Raw genomic sequence first — 18,499 nt, forward strand, 5'->3', positions numbered from 1 at the left:
ATATAACCATTTCCCGAAAAAATGTTTCGACAAATTTTTCATTTTTTCGCCTCTGTGGATAAGTTTATTAACATTATACCTACCTGTCCACATACAATCGCTCATTGTATCCACAAGTTAATCACAATTAGTCCACAGGAAGCTGTGGATAACCGAACGGTTGTTCTCGAAGAAACAATCTGATAGATTTAGATTACAGCAAGAGTACCTACCAATATATTCCTAGTTGGTAGGGATTAGAACTGAAACTTCACGAAATCGGAGGTGAATTACGTATGAGTAAACTATCAACTCAATTGTTGATGGAGTCTTATGTTAAAGCAAAAGACTTGAAACTTTGTCCGGATTTTATATGTCTGTTAGAAAATGAAATTCGCCGACGTTCTCTTTCCGTTTAACAATAGATTTTACTTAGCGCAATTGCCCAGGAGCTTTTCATATATGATTTATCATCAAGAGATCCAGCAGCTAGTATAGCTACAGGATCTCTTTTTTTATGCCTCGTTATGATTCTCATATAATAATCTAAACCCATTTCATAAAATTTGGGATAAGAAGAGTTTTGTTCGTTCATGTTGTGGATTATCAAATAATTCACTTGGCGTTCCAATTTCTATGATTTCTCCAAAATCAAAGAGAACAATTCGATCGGCTACTTCACGTGCAAAGTTCATTTCGTGCGTAACAACTAGCATGGTTATGCCAGATCCAGCTAACGTTTTAATCACATCTAACACTTCTTTAATCATTTCAGGATCTAATGCTGAAGTTGGTTCATCGAATAACATGATTTTAGGTTGCATGGCTAGAGCTCTAGCAATGGCTACTCGCTGCTGTTGTCCTCCAGAAAGCTGCCCCGGATATTTATGAGCTTGTTCTGGAATTCCGACACGTTCTAACAGTTCTAAAGCGATTTTCTCTGCTTTGGCTTTGGGCCATTTACGAACCCAAATAGGGGCTAGTGTAATATTTTTCAGAATGGTCATATGAGGGAATAAATTGAATGATTGAAAGACCATTCCTGTTTCTTTACGGATGGCTTCGATATCAGAAATATCATTGGATAAAGGAATACCATCAACGGTGATTTCCCCTTTTTGAATTTCTTCTAATCCGTTAACGGTTCGAATGAATGTAGATTTCCCTGATCCAGAAGGACCTAATATAACCACGACTTCTCCCTGCTTCACCTGTAACGAAACATCTTTTAATACATGCAAATTGCCAAACCATTTATTCACATTATTACAAACGACTATATCTTTTCTTCGTTCCAGTGCGATATCAGCATTAAAGTTTTCAAACATAATATGGTCCTCCTTAAAATTAAACTACATCTTTTATCGCTTGCCGACACCAAGCGCTACCTCTAATCTTCGGCTCGCATAGGACATCATATTGCAAAAGATAAGAAAGACGAGAGCAACGAATATAAATACTTCCATTTGTGTTCCTAAAAATTCAGGATTGGATATAATGTTCTTCCCAATACCAAGAATATCGGTTAAGCCCACGACCGCAACAAGAGAAGTATCTTTAAATATTCCGATAAACAGTCCCACGATTGCAGGGATGACTGCTCGTAAAGCTTGAGGTAAGATAATAAACGTCATTTTGAATGCTGTATTTAGTCCAAGTGACTCTGCCGCTTCAAATTGACCACGAGGAATCGACTGCAATCCTCCACGTATGTTCTCTGCTAGATAAGCTGCTGTAAATAGAGTAAATCCAACCATAGCTCTGACGACATTATTAATATCTATTCCATTACCCATAAACAAAGGCAACATCAATTGAGCTACAAATAATATAGTGATCAATGGAACTCCACGAATCAATTCAATATAGCCAATACTAAACCAGCGAACAATAGGTAACTTACTCCTTCTACCAAGCGCAAGTAATACCCCTAGAGGGAAGGAAAAAACAATCGCTACTATAGCTATTATTAATGTTAATAAAAATCCACCCCACAAATTCGTGCCCACATGATTGAATACGCCAAATCCACTTAATAAAAAAATAATCACTGGAAACATCAGAAACCATACGAAGAGTGTGGGCTTCTTTAAATTAAGACGTTTCTTCCCTATTACATATGCAGTAATAATCACAACAATATTAACGAACAACCATAAGCGAGTTTCTATTAGGACAAAGGGTAAACAACCCAAGGTGGTGTATATTCCACACATCGCTATTGTTAAATGACCGACAGTCCCTTTCCATAATCCCCAGGACAGTCCCATGAGTAAAGAAACAAGAGTTAAACAAATCCACAGCCTCCACAATTCTGCTACTGGGTATTGACCGACTACTAGCAATCTGAAATTAGCTGAAATAACATGCCAATCAGCACTGAAGAAAACCCATACAATCGAACTTTTCAAAATCAAATAACTGATGGACCCAAATATAATCGTTAGGAGTGTGTTTTTCCAACTACTAAATAAGTTCTTCTTGAACCAACTAGATATATCTTTTATTGGTTTAGGTGGAACCATCTGGTGCGCTTGAGACTGCGTTGTTTTTAATTCATCATTATTCACTTTTCTCACCTCTCTACTAGTTGCGTATATTTGTTAAATATATTCATTAAGAGTGACGTGAATAAGCTCATTGATAAGTAGACGAGAATCACGATTGAAATGACTTCCACACTTTTTCCTGTTTGACTTAGGACTGTAATTCCCACACCTACTAGTTCCTGATAGGCAACCGCTGCTGCTAAGCTGGAATTCTTTATTAGATTTAAATATTGACTAGTTAAAGGAGGAATAATAATTCGAATAGCTTGAGGTAATATAACAAGTCTTAAAATAGTTGGACTTTTTAAGCCTAATGCTTTTGCAGCTTCAACTTGTCCTTTTGATACGGCCAAAATACCTCCTCGCACAATTTCGGCAATATATGAAGCCGTATACATAACGAGTGCTACTAAAAGCGCACCAAATCCTGGACCTATTGTGTAGCCACCCTCAAAACCTCTTCCCGCGATCACCGGAACACTAAGCTGCAGTGGTAACTGTGATGTGAAGAACCACGGGATGATTAACCAAGTAACGATTGAACCAAAAGCCCATAATGACGGATATTTTCGCTGACCTGTTTCCACTTGTTGTTTGATTCTAACCTTCCAAATGATGAATGACAGAAAAAGTCCAATTAGTAGAAAAATCAACCATATGACTGAAGAGGTCGTCAAATCAAACCAAGGGATAACAGTCCCTCTATTACTAAAATAAAATAAGCCAAGTGTATTTATGCTTTTTTCAATAGTAGGAAAGCTTAAAAATACAGCATAAAACCAAATGAAGATTTGAACTAAAAGAGGAGTATTACGGAAAATTTCAACATAAAAAGTAGCCACTGTTCTTGCTAACCAGTTACTCGATAACCGAGAAATACCTACTATGAACCCAAGAATCGTAGCCAGTATGATCCCAATAAATGCTACTTTGATGGTATTTAAAATACCTACAAGGAATGCTCTCCCATAAGTATCTGTTGACGAAAACTCAATTAACTTATCTCCAATATCGAATGAAGCCATTTTGCCTAAAAAGTCATAGCCAAAACTCATTCCCATTTGCCTTAAGCTGCCTAGTGCATTGAAAAAAAAGAAAGCAGCTAAAAGTACCACCAGTACAGCAAATAGAACTTGCAGGAGAATGGGAATGACTCGTTTATCTCTCCAAAAAGGTGGTGACGTCGTAGATGAAAGTTTTTTCACTTATAATTCACCTCACAGTAAGTTTTACAACATTTATTTACATTCCTGTTTAGTTCCCTTTTAAAAAATATGGGCCTGCCCCCTAGTTTGAAAAGGTATGCAGGCCCAAATCTATAATCTGACATTCAATACTAAAAATTTATATATTAGCGGAAAGGTGGAGAATACATTAAGCCACCATTTGTCCAAAGTTCATTTGGACCTCGTTCTAAATCAAACACTGTATCTGGACCAAGATGGCGATCATAAAGTTCACCGTAGTTTCCAACAGCTTTAATGATTTGAACAACAAAGTCCTTAGGTAATCCAAGTTGTTCCCCTAGATCTCCTTCAACACCTAAGAAACGGCGGATTTCAGGGTCTTCACTATCCATGAAAGTATCCAGATTGCCTTGCGTAATTCCATACTCTTCAGCTTGTATCAATGCATATACAGTCCATGACACAACACCAACCCATTTCGAATCACCATCTTTAACTGATGGAGCAAGTGGTTCTTTAGATAAAACATCCGATAAGATAAAATGCTCCTCTGGATTAGCTAATGTAGATCGACGAGAAACAAGTCCAGAGCGGTCTGTTGTAAACGCATCTACACTCCCTTGCTCATAAGCAGAAATAGCGGCATCTTGATTATCAAATACAACAGGCTCATAAGTGACTCCCAGTTTACGCATCTGGTCAGCTAAGTTAAGCTCAGTTGTCGTGCCGGATTCAACAGCAATTCGTGTTCCTTGTAAATCTTTTAAAGTCTTGATTCCACTATCTTCACGTACCATCATCCCTTGCCCGTCATAAAATGTTACCGGTGCGAAAGCAAGACCAACCGACGCGTCTCGTGATGTGGTATGCGTCGTATTTCTCGCTAATACATCAACCTCACCCGTTTGAACAGCAATAAATCGTTCTTCTGCTGATAAGGGTCTGAATTCAACAGCTTCGGGATCTCCAAATATAGCTGCTGCAATGGCTCTTGTAATGTCGATATCCATTCCTGTATAACTTCCGTCCGAAGCTACATAACCAAAACCAGGTATATCCGCGTTAACACCACCAACTAATTTCCCTCTTTTTTTGATAGCATCTAATTGGGATTTGGCTTTGGATTCCTCAGTCTTTTCCTCTGAACAACCAGCTAAGACCACTGAAAATACGAGCAGAATGCTTAATAATGCGAATAGACTTTTTCTCATGTTTAACCCCGACCCCCTATTTTTCATTTCTAAATATCGTACAAAGTATCATATCAACTTGCCACCTACACCTCCTTATTTGAAAATTCAGAGAATAGTACAAGTTAAAGCTATAATATGATTCATATTCTTTGAAAATACCAAATGATTCTTAGAATGTATTTCTACTCTCTAAATATCTCTATACAAAAGACACCTTTATTCAAACCATTGGCAGACTGGAGGGTCTTCATTTCTATTCAATAGTTGAGAATGTTCTTGTAAATCTTCATGTGTGTTGCTTAAACAAATATAGTGGTAAAGTATTCAATGAGCCGCAAGCTATTTATGATTGTGGAATAAGATTCGACTAAAACGAGGTGCACAGATGAATATATTTTTACAACATAACCCGACGAAACTATATTTTGGTCAAGGACAAATTAGTCAATTATCAACAGAAATCGGAACGAAGAAAGTGCTTGTTGTTTATGGTGGTGGAAGTATTAAGCAAAATGGGGTCTATGAAGACGTCATGGAAGAGCTTAAAAAAGCACAAGCTACGATATTTGAATTACCTGGCGTTGAACAAAATCCACGTTTAACAACAGTCCATAGAGGCGTTGATATTTGTAAATCACAAGAAATCGACATCCTTTTAGCAGTTGGTGGCGGAAGTGTCATTGATTGCACAAAAGCGATTGCTATCGGCGCAAAATACGATGGTGATGTGTGGGATCTAATTACGAGGAAAGTTCCAATTGAATCAGCCCTACCTATCGGGACCGTTCTTACCTTAGCTGCAACTGGTTCTGAGATGAATCCTATATCGGTAATTTCAAACTGGGAAACAAAAGATAAACTTGGATGGGGATCCCCTCTTGTTTTCCCTCGTTTTTCAATTTCAGATCCAACTTATACGTTCTCTGTTTCTCGTAAACAAACCGTGTATGGTATTGTCGATAGCATGTCTCATGCTCTTGAGCACTATTTCCATCGCACGAAAAATACACCGATGATAGATGGATTTATTGAATCACTCCTCCGAACAGCGATTGAGACAGGTCCGAAATTACTAAAAGATTTAACTTCATACGATCATCGCGAAACGATGATGTACATCAGTACTACAGCATTTAATGAAACATTGTCGAATGGAACAGATGGTGGCGACTGGGCAACTCATCGAATCGAGCATGCCATTTCAGCTGTTTATGATATTCCACACGGTGGAGGCTTGTCCATTTTGTTCCCCAATTGGTTAGAGCATGTGCTTGAAGATGATCCATCACGTGCGAAAATGCTAGCCATGAATGTCTTTGGCATTTCAAGTGAAGGAAAAAGTGACCTGGAAGTAGCGAGAGATGGTGCCAAAGCTCTTCGTTCATTCTGGGACTCTCTTGAAGCTCCAAATCGTTTAAGCCACTATGACATCGACGATACAGATATCGAATTGATAATCGATAAAACATTTATCAAACCAGGTGTTGGTGTTTATAAAGAACTTGACCGAGAAAGTGTTAAAGATATCTTAATTCGTTCTTTGTAAAGTAACTGTCCTAATGCTTACGTTGAAGTAAAATGATTCTCAGGTATCTTCGGACAAACCTTTGTTTCACTATGGTCTAGAGAAAAAAGAGGTGGGCTTGTGACTTCGTCACTTGCCCACCTCTTTTTCCAAATCATCCTGCGGCGGTCTGCGTCCTTCGCTCCCTTGTAAACCTGAACGCTCACAGTTTAGATCTTTAGGTTTACTAAAGAAACGTTGCACTTTTTTATGTAAATATTCGGCCGAAGATATTATTTCGGCCTCTTCCTGCTTTTGTTATTTTCAAACCCACTTAGTACCTTGTTTGTTCCAATAAGTTAACTTGGATTTGAGATGTGTTTGAGCGATAAATCTTCAGATTGAGCGATAAATTTTTCACAATCGAAAGTACACTCCATAAACGTCTCATTAACCAAGTTGACTAGATGCGAAACAAGCTTGATCGAATTTATTATATTGTCCTTTCGATTGAAAGCAAAAGCATTAACAATAAGGTTTTCAGGAAGCTTTGTCTACTGCACCCTGGTACCTAGAAAAAGCTTATTCTTTAGATCACAATAAAAATAAAAAGGAGTAATCTCATCAACTGAGATTACTCCTTTTTGCATGCCCATATTAGACAACATCAATATGGTGATCCTTAAATTCAATTTCTGGTTTTGCAGCATCAAGCATAAGAAAGATTGCAGTAAGAATATGCATAACCATTCCAACAAACGGAATCCATGCGATACAAGAAGTGACTATTCCTAATATACTACCTGTTGAAGATCCACCACTATTTTTCGTCAAGACTAAAGTAACAATATGCAATGCTAACATGACACCTAGAGGTATCCATAAAAAACTAACGACAATTATGCCGCCTAATATAGGAATCCCTAAGAGGGCTTCTAGACCACCACTCACCCATTTTAAAATCTTAGGTGTAGACATTTCAACCACATCCTTTCTGAAGAATTTCTATTTAATATATCATTCATTCCAGTTACTTTATACGTAAATATGTAAATAATAACAATTTTCCCGATAAAAAATACCCATTATTTTATTAAGAGAATTTTTTAGACGCCATATGAGTAGTCTTTTTTGTACTAAACTTTCAACATCCTCACATACATTCTTAATAACGAATGCATAGGGGGTGGATAAAATGAATACTAACTACGATCCTAACTTGGATGCCATATTAAATGAACGTTATTATTTGAAATCCATTGAGGCTAGAGGTGCTCGAATTAAATACATCCCATCGAATCTGGGACAGGAATTTTCGAATTATAAAAAATGTATTAAGGACACCCTTGCTACAAACGTCCTTACCATAAATGGAGAAGTATTTAACCAAGAATTTTTTATTGATGAATATAACTACTACTTTATTAATTGGTGTATTCCTACAGCTAAGAGATTGATACTAGAAAACCAGCTTATACCTGAAGATATCGATTTAACAGGCATTATTGATCAAGTTAGAAGGAATGAAATAGATCAAAATTATTTACCATTTGCATTAAAAAATGAGCAACCAATTATTATGGCTTATTATCCTCTATGTCCTCAAGCAAAAGTGGTAATTGACGGGAATCATCGTGTTTTGGCTAAGTTCGACGCTGGTGAAGAAACAATAAAAGCGTTCGATTTGTTTCCTCATATTCACCTTCAGGCAATGACATCCAATTTAGATCGGTTATTGTACAAAATACATCACAACCTTACATGGATAGGTGAATCGATTGCAGGCCATTTATCTGCAGAAGATTTACAGAGAAAATTGTTTACCATTAATTAGAACTTACATTAACCACCTTCAATTCCTCTACCTTCATCAACCAATTTACTTCATAAATAGCATAAAAAATCGTAAAGCGTCTTCTAGCTCGACACCTGTGCTGGAAGAATGGATGGTTAATCACCTTTCTTTTTCCTATAAAGGGTCCCGCGAGCTGGCGTTTGGAGCTAGACATAGCTACTCCAAGTTCGAAGGTGTAGCATGAAGAAACTAATTCATATTTTATCTAGAAAAAGCGACGGCCTTTTAACCTAAAAGGGCTTGTCGCTTTTTGGGCATTTTACTGAGAAAAATAGGCTATGTTATACTTTATAGTGGTAAAGCATTAAAGTACTCAGTTTTATAGAGCTTTTCAACTACTTATTGTGGGTATATTTCATCTAGAATGGTTCGTTTTTACCAGACTTTTCTCACTCTAGAAAGGGAGGTATAACATTGGAAAAATGGTTACGATTTCTCGAGGTAAATGCACCTCGTATTTTAGAATTAACGATTGATCATGCAGTACTGGTTACTTTAGCAATTATCGTTGCGCTTTTAATCGGTGTCCCGCTTGGGATTTATTTAACTACGAACGAATACTTAGCAGGGTCAGTTCTTCAAGTTGCTTCTATTACATTAACGATTCCGAGTATAGCGCTCTTTGGTGTAATGATTCCTATTTTCTCTCTCATTAATCAAGGCATTGGTTTTTTACCGGCTTTCGTAGCACTTGTACTATATTCTCAGCTACCGATTATACGCAATACGTATACGGCCATTAAAAACGTTAACCCAGAAATGCGTGATGCAGCGATTGGCATGGGAATGAAAACTCATCAACGCTTATTGCGGGTTGAGATTCCGAATGCTTTACCTGTCATTATGGCTGGTGTACGCACCGCAGTTGTTCTTAATATAGGAATTGGCGTCATTGCTGCCTATATTGGTGCTGGTGGACTTGGTGTGTTGATTACGCAAGGAATTAGCAGAGGTGACAACTACTTAATCATTAGTGGTTCCATAGCTGTTGCGTTGTTGGCAATTATTGCAGATGCGATTTTATTAATGATTCAAAAACGATTCACGACAAAAGGTTTAGTCGAATAACTGTAAAGAGGTGAGCAAATGATAGCATTTAATCATGTAACAAAATCATATAGTGAAGATAAAATTGCGGTTAAAGATGTTAACTTCACTGTTGAAGAAGGAAAAATCGTGGTTTTGCTTGGACCATCTGGTTGTGGGAAAACTACATTATTAAGAATGGTTAACCGATTAGAATCCATTTCGGATGGAGAAATCATTATTGGCAACGAAAATTCAATGGATTTAGATGCGATTGAATTAAGAAGAAAAATTGGATATGTCATCCAAAGTAATGGTCTCTTCCCGAATATGACAATTGAAGAGAACGTCATGCTTGTCCCAGATCTTCTGGGTTGGAGTAAAAAACAGAAGAAAGAACGATTTACTTATTTAATGAAACTTATCGGTCTTGACGCTGCAGATTACCGAAAACGCTTCCCACATGAACTGTCAGGTGGTCAACAACAACGTATCGGAGTAGTGCGCGCACTTGCGGCAGATCCTCCAGTTATGTTAATGGATGAACCCTTCGGAGCACTTGATCCAATCATTCGTGAAAGAATTCAAGATGAGTTCTTGCAAATTCAACGAGAAGTGAAAAAGACGATTCTTTTTGTTAGTCATGATATTGATGAAGCAATTAAAATGGCTGATAAAATCGTGCTTTTACGAGACGGGGAAATTATGCAATATGATACCCCTTCAGAAATGCTTGCTCATCCGAAAAACGAGTTTGTTTCTCAATTCTTTGGTAAAGATCGTGCCATAAAGAGCTTAAGCTTACACACCGTTCAAAATTTACAAGAAATTATTGGGCTTGCTCCAATCGATGAAACAATTCAGGATACAAAAACAATTAATGTCAATCAAGATTTGCGTAATACTTTGTCTATGCTGATGAATCAAGAAGCTGATCAAGTTGTCGTAACAAATGACCAAGGTGAAAATATTGGGTCGATTACGATTGATCTTGTACAAAAGTATCTGCATTTTGAAATAAAAGGGAAACTATCCGTATCCCAGGAAGGGTGATTCGGTGAATAGTAAAAAATTAATAGCCAATATATTTAAATTTTCTATTTTAGCATTGGTAATTGTCTTCTTTGTCTGGGCGATTAAGAATCAATATTTCAATTATATCTTTAGTGACTCAAGCACCTTTTTAGTGTTATTAAGACAACATATCTCACTCGTTGTTGTATCCTCCCTACTCGCTCTTATTATCGCGTTGCCAGCAGGAATTCTTATTACCAGACCAAGGTTTAGAAAAGCTGAATGGCTTGTTTCAAACATTGCGAACCTGGCTCAAACTATACCAAGTTTGGCTGTCCTTGCACTGATGATAAGTGTTTTAGGTATTGGGTTTAAGACAGCCGTTTTTGCGTTATTTATTTATTCGATTCTGCCAATCTTCAGAAATACGGTGGCTGGACTTGATTCGATTGATAAAAACCTAATCGATGCTGCAAAAGGTATGGGTATGAAACCGCATCAAATTTTATTTCGCATTGAACTTCCAAATTCAGCTTACTCGATTCTTGCAGGAATTCGAACGGCGGTCGTATTGAATATAGGTACAGCAGCTCTTGCTTATGTAATTGGCGGCGGTGGCTTAGGCGTTTGGATTTTTACTGGGATTCAATTATTTGATAATGGTTTCTTAATTTCTGGAGCTATTCCAGTAACCTTATTAGCGATATTCGCTGATTACTTACTTCGCAAGTTAGAAAATGTGATTGTACCAAAAGGCTCTAGACGTGTTGCGAAACTGGAATGATAGGAGGTATTAATTTTGTGAATAAATTACTCAAACTAATCCCCCTAATAATGATAACGGTTATACTTTCGGCCTGTTCTAATTTTGGAGTTGCTGGAAAAGAAGTTACCGTAGGGGGTAAAAATTTTACTGAGCAATATTTATTATCCGAAATGACTGGCTTCTTATTAAAAGAAGAAGGCTTTAAAGTAAATCAAATGAATAACCTAGGTAGTAGTGTCGTTCGTTCTGCGTTAGAAAATGGACAAGTAGACTTGATGTGGGAATATACCGGAACAGCACTCATCACGTACATGGGCCAAGAACCTGTAACCGACCCTGACAAAGCGTATGAAATTGTTAAAGACATTGATAGCAAGGAAGGCATTCATTGGATGAACATGTCCAAAGTCAATAACACGTATGCCTTGGCATTAAGAAGTGAAACTTCCAAAGAACTTGGCATAGTGTCTATAAGTGACTTAGCAGACTACATCAATAAAAACCCTGGCAAGTTAACAATTGCATCGGATGCGGAATTTGCTAATCGACCAGACGGTTTAAAAGGTGTAGAAAAAATGTATGGATTTGAAATGGGTTCTAGCCAAATTAAACAAATGGATATCGGCTTAACCCAAAGAGCTCTAAACAATGAGCAAGTCGAAGTTTCCGTTGCCTTTGAAACAGATGCAACCATTAAAAACTATGATTTAGTGACATTGGAAGATGACCAACAATTCTTTCCACCTTATCGAGCAGCTGTTGCCATTAGCCAGGAAATGCACGAAAAATATCCTGAAATTGAAGAAATCACAGCTCAACTATCTGACAAGCTCACTAGTGACATCATGAGAGATTTAAATTATCGCGTTGATATTAAAGGCGAGAGCGTCTCTGTTGTAGCCTATGAGTGGCTAGTCGAAAACGGCTTATTGGAAGAAGAATAAGAATTATAGATAAATAAGAAAAACCGGGCAAAACGCGCCCGGTCCTTTTAAGAAGAGTAACCATAGCAGCCTGTTGATTTTCGCTACGGTGGACGCTTTTCGCGGGGCACGGCTTCAGTCTCCTCGTCACTGCGTTCCTGCGGGGTCTTCAGCTCATGCTATTCCCGCAGAAGTCGCCACCTGCGCTTCAATCAACTAATATAGATGGCAACTACGATTATAGGGTGGTTCTATCTCTAGCTTAACTTAGAATCATTTATTCGTGTCTTAGCAATAAGCAAGTGATTTTCTTTTTGGTTACCTACTCACTTCATGGATTGTAGTGGAAGGCGGCGACTCCAGCGGGATCAGCGGGTCAGGTGAGACCCCGCAGATCGCGAAGCGACCGAGGAGGCTCACCGCCCGCCCCGCGGAAAGCGTCCGTCTGAAGCGAAAATCAACCTCTACTAATTATAAAAGGGAACTGCCTTTAGTCATATTTTATGACTTTTAGGACAGCCCCTTTTTTCTATGGTAATATATATTCCCTCTTTTTATAGAGAACGTCGTTGAATTTTTTTACCATCAAACGAAAATATAATGGGTCTATTTTCAACGTACGTTTCTACATGCACAGAGCGTCCCCACAATTGATAAATATATGGCAGCACATTTTCTAAGTAGCGAGGATCTAGTTCAGTTCCCTCATAGCCATGTTTTAAATAAAGTTCTCCGTTTCGTGAATAGTCTCCATTTTCAACGACGATGTATGGAAAACTTCCATTTACCCGCATAGAGATGAGTTGGTCTCTTACATGTTCATAATCCTTATCGGTAACTTGATAATTCCCGCCCTTTTTCTCAAACAAATACAGATCTTCTTGCTTAACTAATTCCTTCGTTAAATAATTTCGAATGAAAGAAATGTCTGATTCAATTTCTCTTACTTCAAACATTTTATCTCGACCGGAATTCAACTTAACCCCATGTTTCATCATTTCTTTAGTTGGATGATTGTATCGCTTTTCAATGTCTTCAAAAATTTTCAATCCTAAATAATAAGGATTAATGGTAGTTTTCGAAGGTTGAACAACGTTCGCATTTAATGTAGCAAACTCAATCGTTTCATCAGTTGTTAAATCCATCTCTCTTAATATCCGTTGATGCCAGAATGTTGCCCAACCTTCATTCATAATTTTCGTTTCTAGCTGTGGCCAAAAATAGAGCATTTCTTCTCGCATCATGGTTAAGATGTCACGCTGCCAGTCTTCTAGTTCTCGACTGTACTCTTCGATAAATAGTAAGAGGTCTTTTTCTGGCTTCGGTGGGAATTTTTTTCGCTTTTGGATTACGGTCTTCTTATCGATTGGTGGTTGACCCACATTCCATAAATCATCGTACGGTGTCTTCCGTACAACTTCTTCTTCATCTTCTTCATCTAAACTGTAGTCTGGTAATTTAGGTCTAATAATGGATGGATCAATATGTTCTTGAATCGCTAAAACAGCATCTAAAAAACTTTCAACTTCATCTTTTCCATGGAGCATTTCATAGCTGGCAATTCGCTCAGCAGTTGCCGTCATGCTTTCCACCATATCACGTCTCGTATTGGAAAAACGGACATTGTTCTTGAAGAAATCACAGTGCGCTAGCACATGCGCAATGATGAGCTTATTTTGCATAAGACTGTTGGTATCAAGCAAAAATGCATAACAAGGATTTGAATTGATAACAAGTTCGTAAATTTGGCTTAACCCAAAATCGTATTGCAGCTTCATCTTATGAAATTGCTTTCCAAAACTCCAATGTGTAAAACGGGTTGGCATTCCGTATGCACCAAACGTATAAATAATATCAGCAGGACAAATTTCGTAACGCATCGGATAATAATCAAGGCCAAATCCAGATGCAATTTCCGTAATTTCAGCAATAGCATGATGAATATTTTTTTCCATGAACTCAATCCCTCCGAGTGTTTTTTCGTTGACTAGTGCATCACAACACCCGGATTATACTGGGGCTTTGTCTGGTTGAAAGAAGCTTTTCAGTGCATCATAAACATGGCTTTTATCTTTTAAAACATAATGACGAAATTTAGGATTGGCAATATTTTTATAGGTAGACATTAAGGTTGAATATCGGCTATGTGTATTCACTTCGCCATAACCAAACATGCTCGATACTTCCATGAGTTCATTTACAAGCTTTATACATTTCTCATTATCGCTTGGCATATTTTCACCATCCGAAAAGTGAACAGGGTAAATATTATATCGTGCAGGACTGTATTTTTGTTTAATCAGTTCTAATGCTTTCAGATAGGCGGACGAACAAGTTGTTCCACCGCTCTCTCCTTTTGTGAAAAACGCTTCTTCTGTCACCACTTTTGCTTGTGTATGATGGGCAATAAATTCAATTTCGACTGTTTCGTATCGAGACCGTAAAAATTTAGTCATCCAGAAAAAGAAACTTCTAGCCATATATTTTTCAAAAGCACCCATAGAAGCACTGGTATCCATCATCGCTAAAACAACCGCTTTGGATTCAGGTTTTACTACATCATTCCACGTTTTGAAACGCAGATCTTCATTATGAATGGGTGAAATTTGAGCTTTACCTTTCATTGCATTTCGTTTAATTGCCGTTAATATCGTACTCTTTTTATCAATATTGCCCATAAGCCCTTTTTTCCGAATATCATTAAAATCAATTTTATCTGTTGTAATCTCTGCTTGCTCTTTTTGTTTTAAATTCGGTAATTCTAACTCTTTGAAAAGAACCTCTTCTAATTCTGCCATAGTGACTTCCGCTTCATAAAAATCGTCTCCAGCTTGGTCCCCTGCTTTCTTTCCTTTTCCAGCACCATTTTCCCCATCATCTGAACCCCGAGCGACTACATCGCCTACTTGACTATCGCCATTACCTTGACCAACATGTTTTGATTTATCGTAATTGTATCGAATTTTGTATTCGTCCAATGAACGAATTGGGATTTTTATTACATCTCGTCCATTCGACATAATAATACTTTCCTCACTAATTAAGTCAGGCAAATTATTCTTAATGGCTTCTTTTACTTTGTCTATATGACGTTGCTGATCTTGATGCCCTTTACGATGGAGAGACCAGTTTTCCTGTGAAATGACATAATGATTCTCTTGTTTGTCGTTCATTTCTATCCACACCCATCTATTATTAGAAAGTTTTTAATTTCCTTATACTATGCTATGGCAAACAAGTTATTGCCATCACCTAATAAATAAAAAAACAAGACTAATGACAATTAGTCTTGTCTCAAGAATTTATCGATTAAGCAGGCTACCCACGTAGCGTAATAATTCATTGGCTGAAATAGAATTATAGCCATGTTCATCAATCAGTCTTGCCACTACTTCGTTAACCTTTTTAAGATGTGATTCATCCGGCGTTTTGGATGAAGTGGTAATTTTGACAACATCTTTTAAATCCGCAAACAGTTTCTTTTGAATCGCTTCACGTAACCGTTCATGGGAATTGTATTCAAAACGTTTTCCTTTTCTCGCATAAGCAGACAGGCGAATGAGGATTTCTTCTCTAAATGCTTTTTTCGCATTTTCAGAAATACCAATTTGTTCTTCGATAGAACGCATTAATTTTTCGTCTGGATTCAGTTCTTCTCCAGTTAGTGGGTCTCTGAGTTTGTTTTTATTGCAGAACGCTTCTACATTATCAAGATAGTTATCCATTAATGTGATGGCAGACTCTTCATACGAATAAACGAAGGCTTTTTGAATTTCTTTTTTAGCAATTTCATCATATTCTTTTCTCGCAATGGCAATATAATTTAAATATTTGTCGCGATCTTCTTGAGAAATGGACGCGTGTTGATCAAGTCCATCCTTCAGTGCGCGTAAAACATCGAGTGCATTAATCGATGGAACATCTTTCCGAATCATGGCCGACGAAATCCGGTTGATGACATAACGCGGATCTATTCCGTTCATGCCTTCGTTCGGAAACTCTTTATTTAATTCCTCAACGTCAATTTGGTTAAACCCCTCTACGGCTTCACCATCGTACAGACGCATTTTCTTCACAATATCAATCCCTTGTTTTTTAGGGACTTCAAGTCTTGTTAAGATTGAAAAAATCGCAGCAGCTCTAAGTGCATGTGGGGCAATATGAACATGCGTCATGTCACTATCACGAATCATTTTTTCATAAATACGTTCTTCCTGACTCACTTTCAGATTATAAGGAATGGGCATAACGATAATTCTAGAGTGAAGTGCCTCATTCTTTTTATTGGAAATGAATGAACGATACTCTGTTTCATTGGTATGAGCTACAATCATCTCGTCTGCACTAATTAAAGCAAACCTGCCAGCTTTAAAATTCCCCTCTTGTGTCAACGATAATAAATGCCAAAGAAACTTCTCATCTAGTTTCAAAATTTCTTGAAATTCCATGATGCCACGGTTTGCTTTATTCAATTCACCATCAAAGCGATATGCTCGTGGATCTGATTCTGATCCAAACTCAGCTATCGTAGAAAAATCGATGCTTCCTGTTAAATCAGCGATATCCTGTGATTTCGGATCAGACGGCGTAAAAGTTCCAATCCCAACGCGTTTATCCTCAGAGAATAAAATACGTTCCACCAGCACATCTTCAATACATCCTTCATATTCCTTATCAAGCCTCATCGTATTCAATGGAGATAAACTACCCTCAATACGAATTCCAAATTCTTTAGTAAATTCATCCCGTAAATGCTGAGGAATTAAGTGTAGAGGATCTTCATGCATCGGACAGCCCTTTATAGCGTATACCGCTCCGTCATCTGTCTTAGAGTATCTTTCAAGTCCTCTTTTCAGCAATGTCACAATGGACGATTTACCTCCACTTACAGGTCCCATTAATAAGAGAATGCGTTTCCGAACATCCAATCTTTTGGCTGCAGGATGAAAATATTCTTCGACAAGTCTTTCGATTGATGTTTCGAGTCCAAATATTTCTTCCCCGAAGAAATGATACAATTTTTGCCCGTCTCTTTCTGTTAAACCAGAGCTATTGATCATATTATATACGCGAGAATGAGCCATCTGGGCAACAACTGGTCTTTCCTTCACAATGGCTAAGTAATCAGCAAACGTGCCTTCCCACTTAAGGTTGTTTTCTTCTTCACGGTAGCTCTTCACCTTACTTAAAATATCCAATCTATTCCCTCCAGTCAGGGTTTGGTTTCTTCATAGTATGAAAATAGACAACTTATGATACCGATACTTAGAGATATTACAGGTAGTTAAATATAAATTTTTCCATTAGATTTAGGTATTATGTACATACGTAAAAAAGGAAACTAGCAACGAGTTAGTTGCTGGCTTCCTTTTTTAATACTGATTTGAGTCAATTCATCATTCATAAAACCGAATGAAAACACAAACATTTTATAATACAGAATCTGTCGATTTTCGTTACGGGGTGGTACTACCCTTAAATTTAAATGAAATTCTTAATAAATTCAAAGTCATACCACTTCAAATATTCATTAAGATCAATACATATTTTTTATTTTTTTATTTGAATAACAATTTTTCCACGAGCATGATGTGTCTCGCTTAATGCATGTGCTTCTTTAAGACTTTTTTCATTAAAGTCAAATGATTTACCAATCACAACTTTAAGTTCTCCAGTTTCATACATATGAGCTAAGTGCTGCAATTGTTCACCTTTTGGTTCTAGCCAAACAAATCCAGCATCCACTTGGTGTCTTTGTGCCTCTTCTTCTGAAGGTGGTTGAGCAATCGAAACTAATTTGCCGTTTGGTTTTAACACCTTGTAACTATTTGATTGAATATCTCCACCCATTGAATCTAAAACAATATCAAAGTCAGTAAGAATTTCACTGAATTCTTCTTCTTTATAATTAATGACCATATCTGCACCCAATGACTTAAGAAATTCCATATTTTTCTCACTAGCCGTCGTTGCCACGTAAGCACCGAATGACTTGGCAATTTGTATAGCAAAGGTTCCAACGCCACCTGCTCCTGCATGAATCAAGACTTTATCATCTTTTTTAATTCCACTAAAATCCACTAAACACTGCCAAGCAGTTAGTCCGGCTAGTGGAATAGCTGCCGCGTCTTCAAAGCTCATGGCAGATGGCATATGAGCAAGTAAGTTTTCTTCTACCGCAACATATTCAGCATACGTTCCTTGTCTTGTCGTCGCCGGTCTACTGAATACTCTGTCGCCGACTTCAAAATTTGAAACGTTCTTTCCTTTTTCAGCAATAATTCCCGCAGCATCCCAACCAAGAATAATTGGAAACTCAAAAGGAAGCATCTCTTTTAAATAACCAGCACGTAATTTCCAATCGATTGGATTAATCGATGTTGCATGAATTTCAAGAAGGACTTGGTCATCTTGAATAATCGGTAGCGCGATTTCTCTTTCTTGTAGTACTTCTTTTTCACCGTATTGATCAATAACAATTGCTTTCATTTAAAAACCTCCAT

At 37.5% G+C, this 18,499-nt stretch carries 16 protein-coding genes; 7 read left to right on the forward strand and 9 right to left on the reverse strand.

What is annotated here, in order from left to right:
- Nucleotides 1-275: 275 nt before the first annotated feature.
- The gene (sda, locus tag ACFPYN_RS04445) at nt 276-398 is read left to right on the forward strand and encodes a sporulation histidine kinase inhibitor Sda (RefSeq protein ID WP_377732771.1); all 123 of its coding nucleotides are present in this window, start codon (nt 276-278) and stop codon (nt 396-398) included.
- A gap of 138 nt (nt 399-536) precedes the next feature.
- On the opposite strand, the gene ACFPYN_RS04450 is transcribed toward sda, so the two are convergent.
- The 4 genes from ACFPYN_RS04450 to ACFPYN_RS04465 form a co-directional block, all read right to left on the reverse strand.
- Nucleotides 537-1,307: an amino acid ABC transporter ATP-binding protein gene (locus tag ACFPYN_RS04450; RefSeq protein ID WP_377732773.1), complete on the reverse strand. Its 771-nt coding sequence runs from the start codon at nt 1,305-1,307 to the stop codon at nt 537-539.
- 33 nt (nt 1,308-1,340) lie between these two features.
- Nucleotides 1,341-2,549 carry an amino acid ABC transporter permease gene (locus ACFPYN_RS04455; RefSeq protein WP_377732775.1) on the reverse strand — a complete coding sequence of 403 codons (1,209 nt, stop codon included), beginning with the start codon at nt 2,547-2,549 and terminating at the stop codon, nt 1,341-1,343.
- Nucleotides 2,550-2,554: 5 nt separating this feature from the next.
- Complete coding sequence (locus ACFPYN_RS04460) at nt 2,555-3,733, reverse strand: amino acid ABC transporter permease (protein WP_377732777.1); 1,179 nt, start codon at nt 3,731-3,733, stop codon at nt 2,555-2,557.
- A 146-nt stretch (nt 3,734-3,879) separates the two neighbouring features.
- Nucleotides 3,880-4,926: an amino acid ABC transporter substrate-binding protein gene (locus ACFPYN_RS04465; RefSeq protein WP_377732779.1), complete on the reverse strand. Its 1,047-nt coding sequence runs from the start codon at nt 4,924-4,926 to the stop codon at nt 3,880-3,882.
- A 367-nt stretch (nt 4,927-5,293) separates the two neighbouring features.
- Here ACFPYN_RS04465 and ACFPYN_RS04470 point away from each other — a divergent pair, with 367 nt between their 5' ends.
- A complete protein-coding gene (locus tag ACFPYN_RS04470) occupies nt 5,294-6,454 on the forward strand; it encodes an iron-containing alcohol dehydrogenase (protein WP_377732781.1) in 1,161 nt (386 codons plus the stop codon).
- Nucleotides 6,455-7,069: 615 nt separating this feature from the next.
- Here ACFPYN_RS04470 and ACFPYN_RS04475 read toward each other — a convergent pair.
- On the reverse strand, nt 7,070-7,390 hold the full coding sequence (locus tag ACFPYN_RS04475; protein WP_377732783.1) for a hypothetical protein: 321 nt from the start codon (nt 7,388-7,390) through the stop codon (nt 7,070-7,072).
- A 217-nt stretch (nt 7,391-7,607) separates the two neighbouring features.
- Here ACFPYN_RS04475 and ACFPYN_RS04480 point away from each other — a divergent pair, with 217 nt between their 5' ends.
- From ACFPYN_RS04480 to ACFPYN_RS04500, 5 genes are all read left to right on the forward strand, one after another.
- Nucleotides 7,608-8,246 carry a hypothetical protein gene (locus tag ACFPYN_RS04480; protein ID WP_377732785.1) on the forward strand — a complete coding sequence of 213 codons (639 nt, stop codon included), beginning with the start codon at nt 7,608-7,610 and terminating at the stop codon, nt 8,244-8,246.
- A 435-nt stretch (nt 8,247-8,681) separates the two neighbouring features.
- Entirely contained in the window at nt 8,682-9,335 is a 654-nt protein-coding gene (locus ACFPYN_RS04485) for an ABC transporter permease (protein ID WP_377732787.1), read from the forward strand.
- A gap of 18 nt (nt 9,336-9,353) precedes the next feature.
- Entirely contained in the window at nt 9,354-10,346 is a 993-nt protein-coding gene (locus ACFPYN_RS04490) for an ABC transporter ATP-binding protein (RefSeq protein WP_377732788.1), read from the forward strand.
- 4 nt (nt 10,347-10,350) lie between these two features.
- The gene (locus tag ACFPYN_RS04495) at nt 10,351-11,091 is read left to right on the forward strand and encodes an ABC transporter permease (RefSeq protein ID WP_377732790.1); all 741 of its coding nucleotides are present in this window, start codon (nt 10,351-10,353) and stop codon (nt 11,089-11,091) included.
- A gap of 17 nt (nt 11,092-11,108) precedes the next feature.
- On the forward strand, nt 11,109-12,017 hold the full coding sequence (locus ACFPYN_RS04500) for a glycine betaine ABC transporter substrate-binding protein (protein ID WP_377732791.1): 909 nt from the start codon (nt 11,109-11,111) through the stop codon (nt 12,015-12,017).
- A 533-nt stretch (nt 12,018-12,550) separates the two neighbouring features.
- Here ACFPYN_RS04500 and ACFPYN_RS04505 read toward each other — a convergent pair.
- The 4 genes from ACFPYN_RS04505 to ACFPYN_RS04520 form a co-directional block, all read right to left on the reverse strand.
- Entirely contained in the window at nt 12,551-13,951 is a 1,401-nt protein-coding gene (locus ACFPYN_RS04505; RefSeq protein WP_377732793.1) for a SpoVR family protein, read from the reverse strand.
- Nucleotides 13,952-14,005: 54 nt separating this feature from the next.
- Nucleotides 14,006-15,169, reverse strand: a complete 1,164-nt coding sequence (yhbH, locus tag ACFPYN_RS04510; RefSeq protein WP_377732795.1) for a sporulation protein YhbH — start codon at nt 15,167-15,169, stop codon at nt 14,006-14,008.
- 129 nt (nt 15,170-15,298) lie between these two features.
- Nucleotides 15,299-17,194, reverse strand: a complete 1,896-nt coding sequence (locus tag ACFPYN_RS04515; protein ID WP_377732797.1) for a PrkA family serine protein kinase — start codon at nt 17,192-17,194, stop codon at nt 15,299-15,301.
- A 352-nt stretch (nt 17,195-17,546) separates the two neighbouring features.
- Nucleotides 17,547-18,485: an NADP-dependent oxidoreductase gene (locus ACFPYN_RS04520; protein ID WP_377732799.1), complete on the reverse strand. Its 939-nt coding sequence runs from the start codon at nt 18,483-18,485 to the stop codon at nt 17,547-17,549.
- Nucleotides 18,486-18,499: the final 14 nt, after the last annotated feature.

Origin of the sequence: Paenisporosarcina macmurdoensis, assembly GCF_042658845.1 — a bacterium.
GTDB lineage: Bacteria > Bacillota > Bacilli > Bacillales_A > Planococcaceae > Paenisporosarcina > Paenisporosarcina macmurdoensis.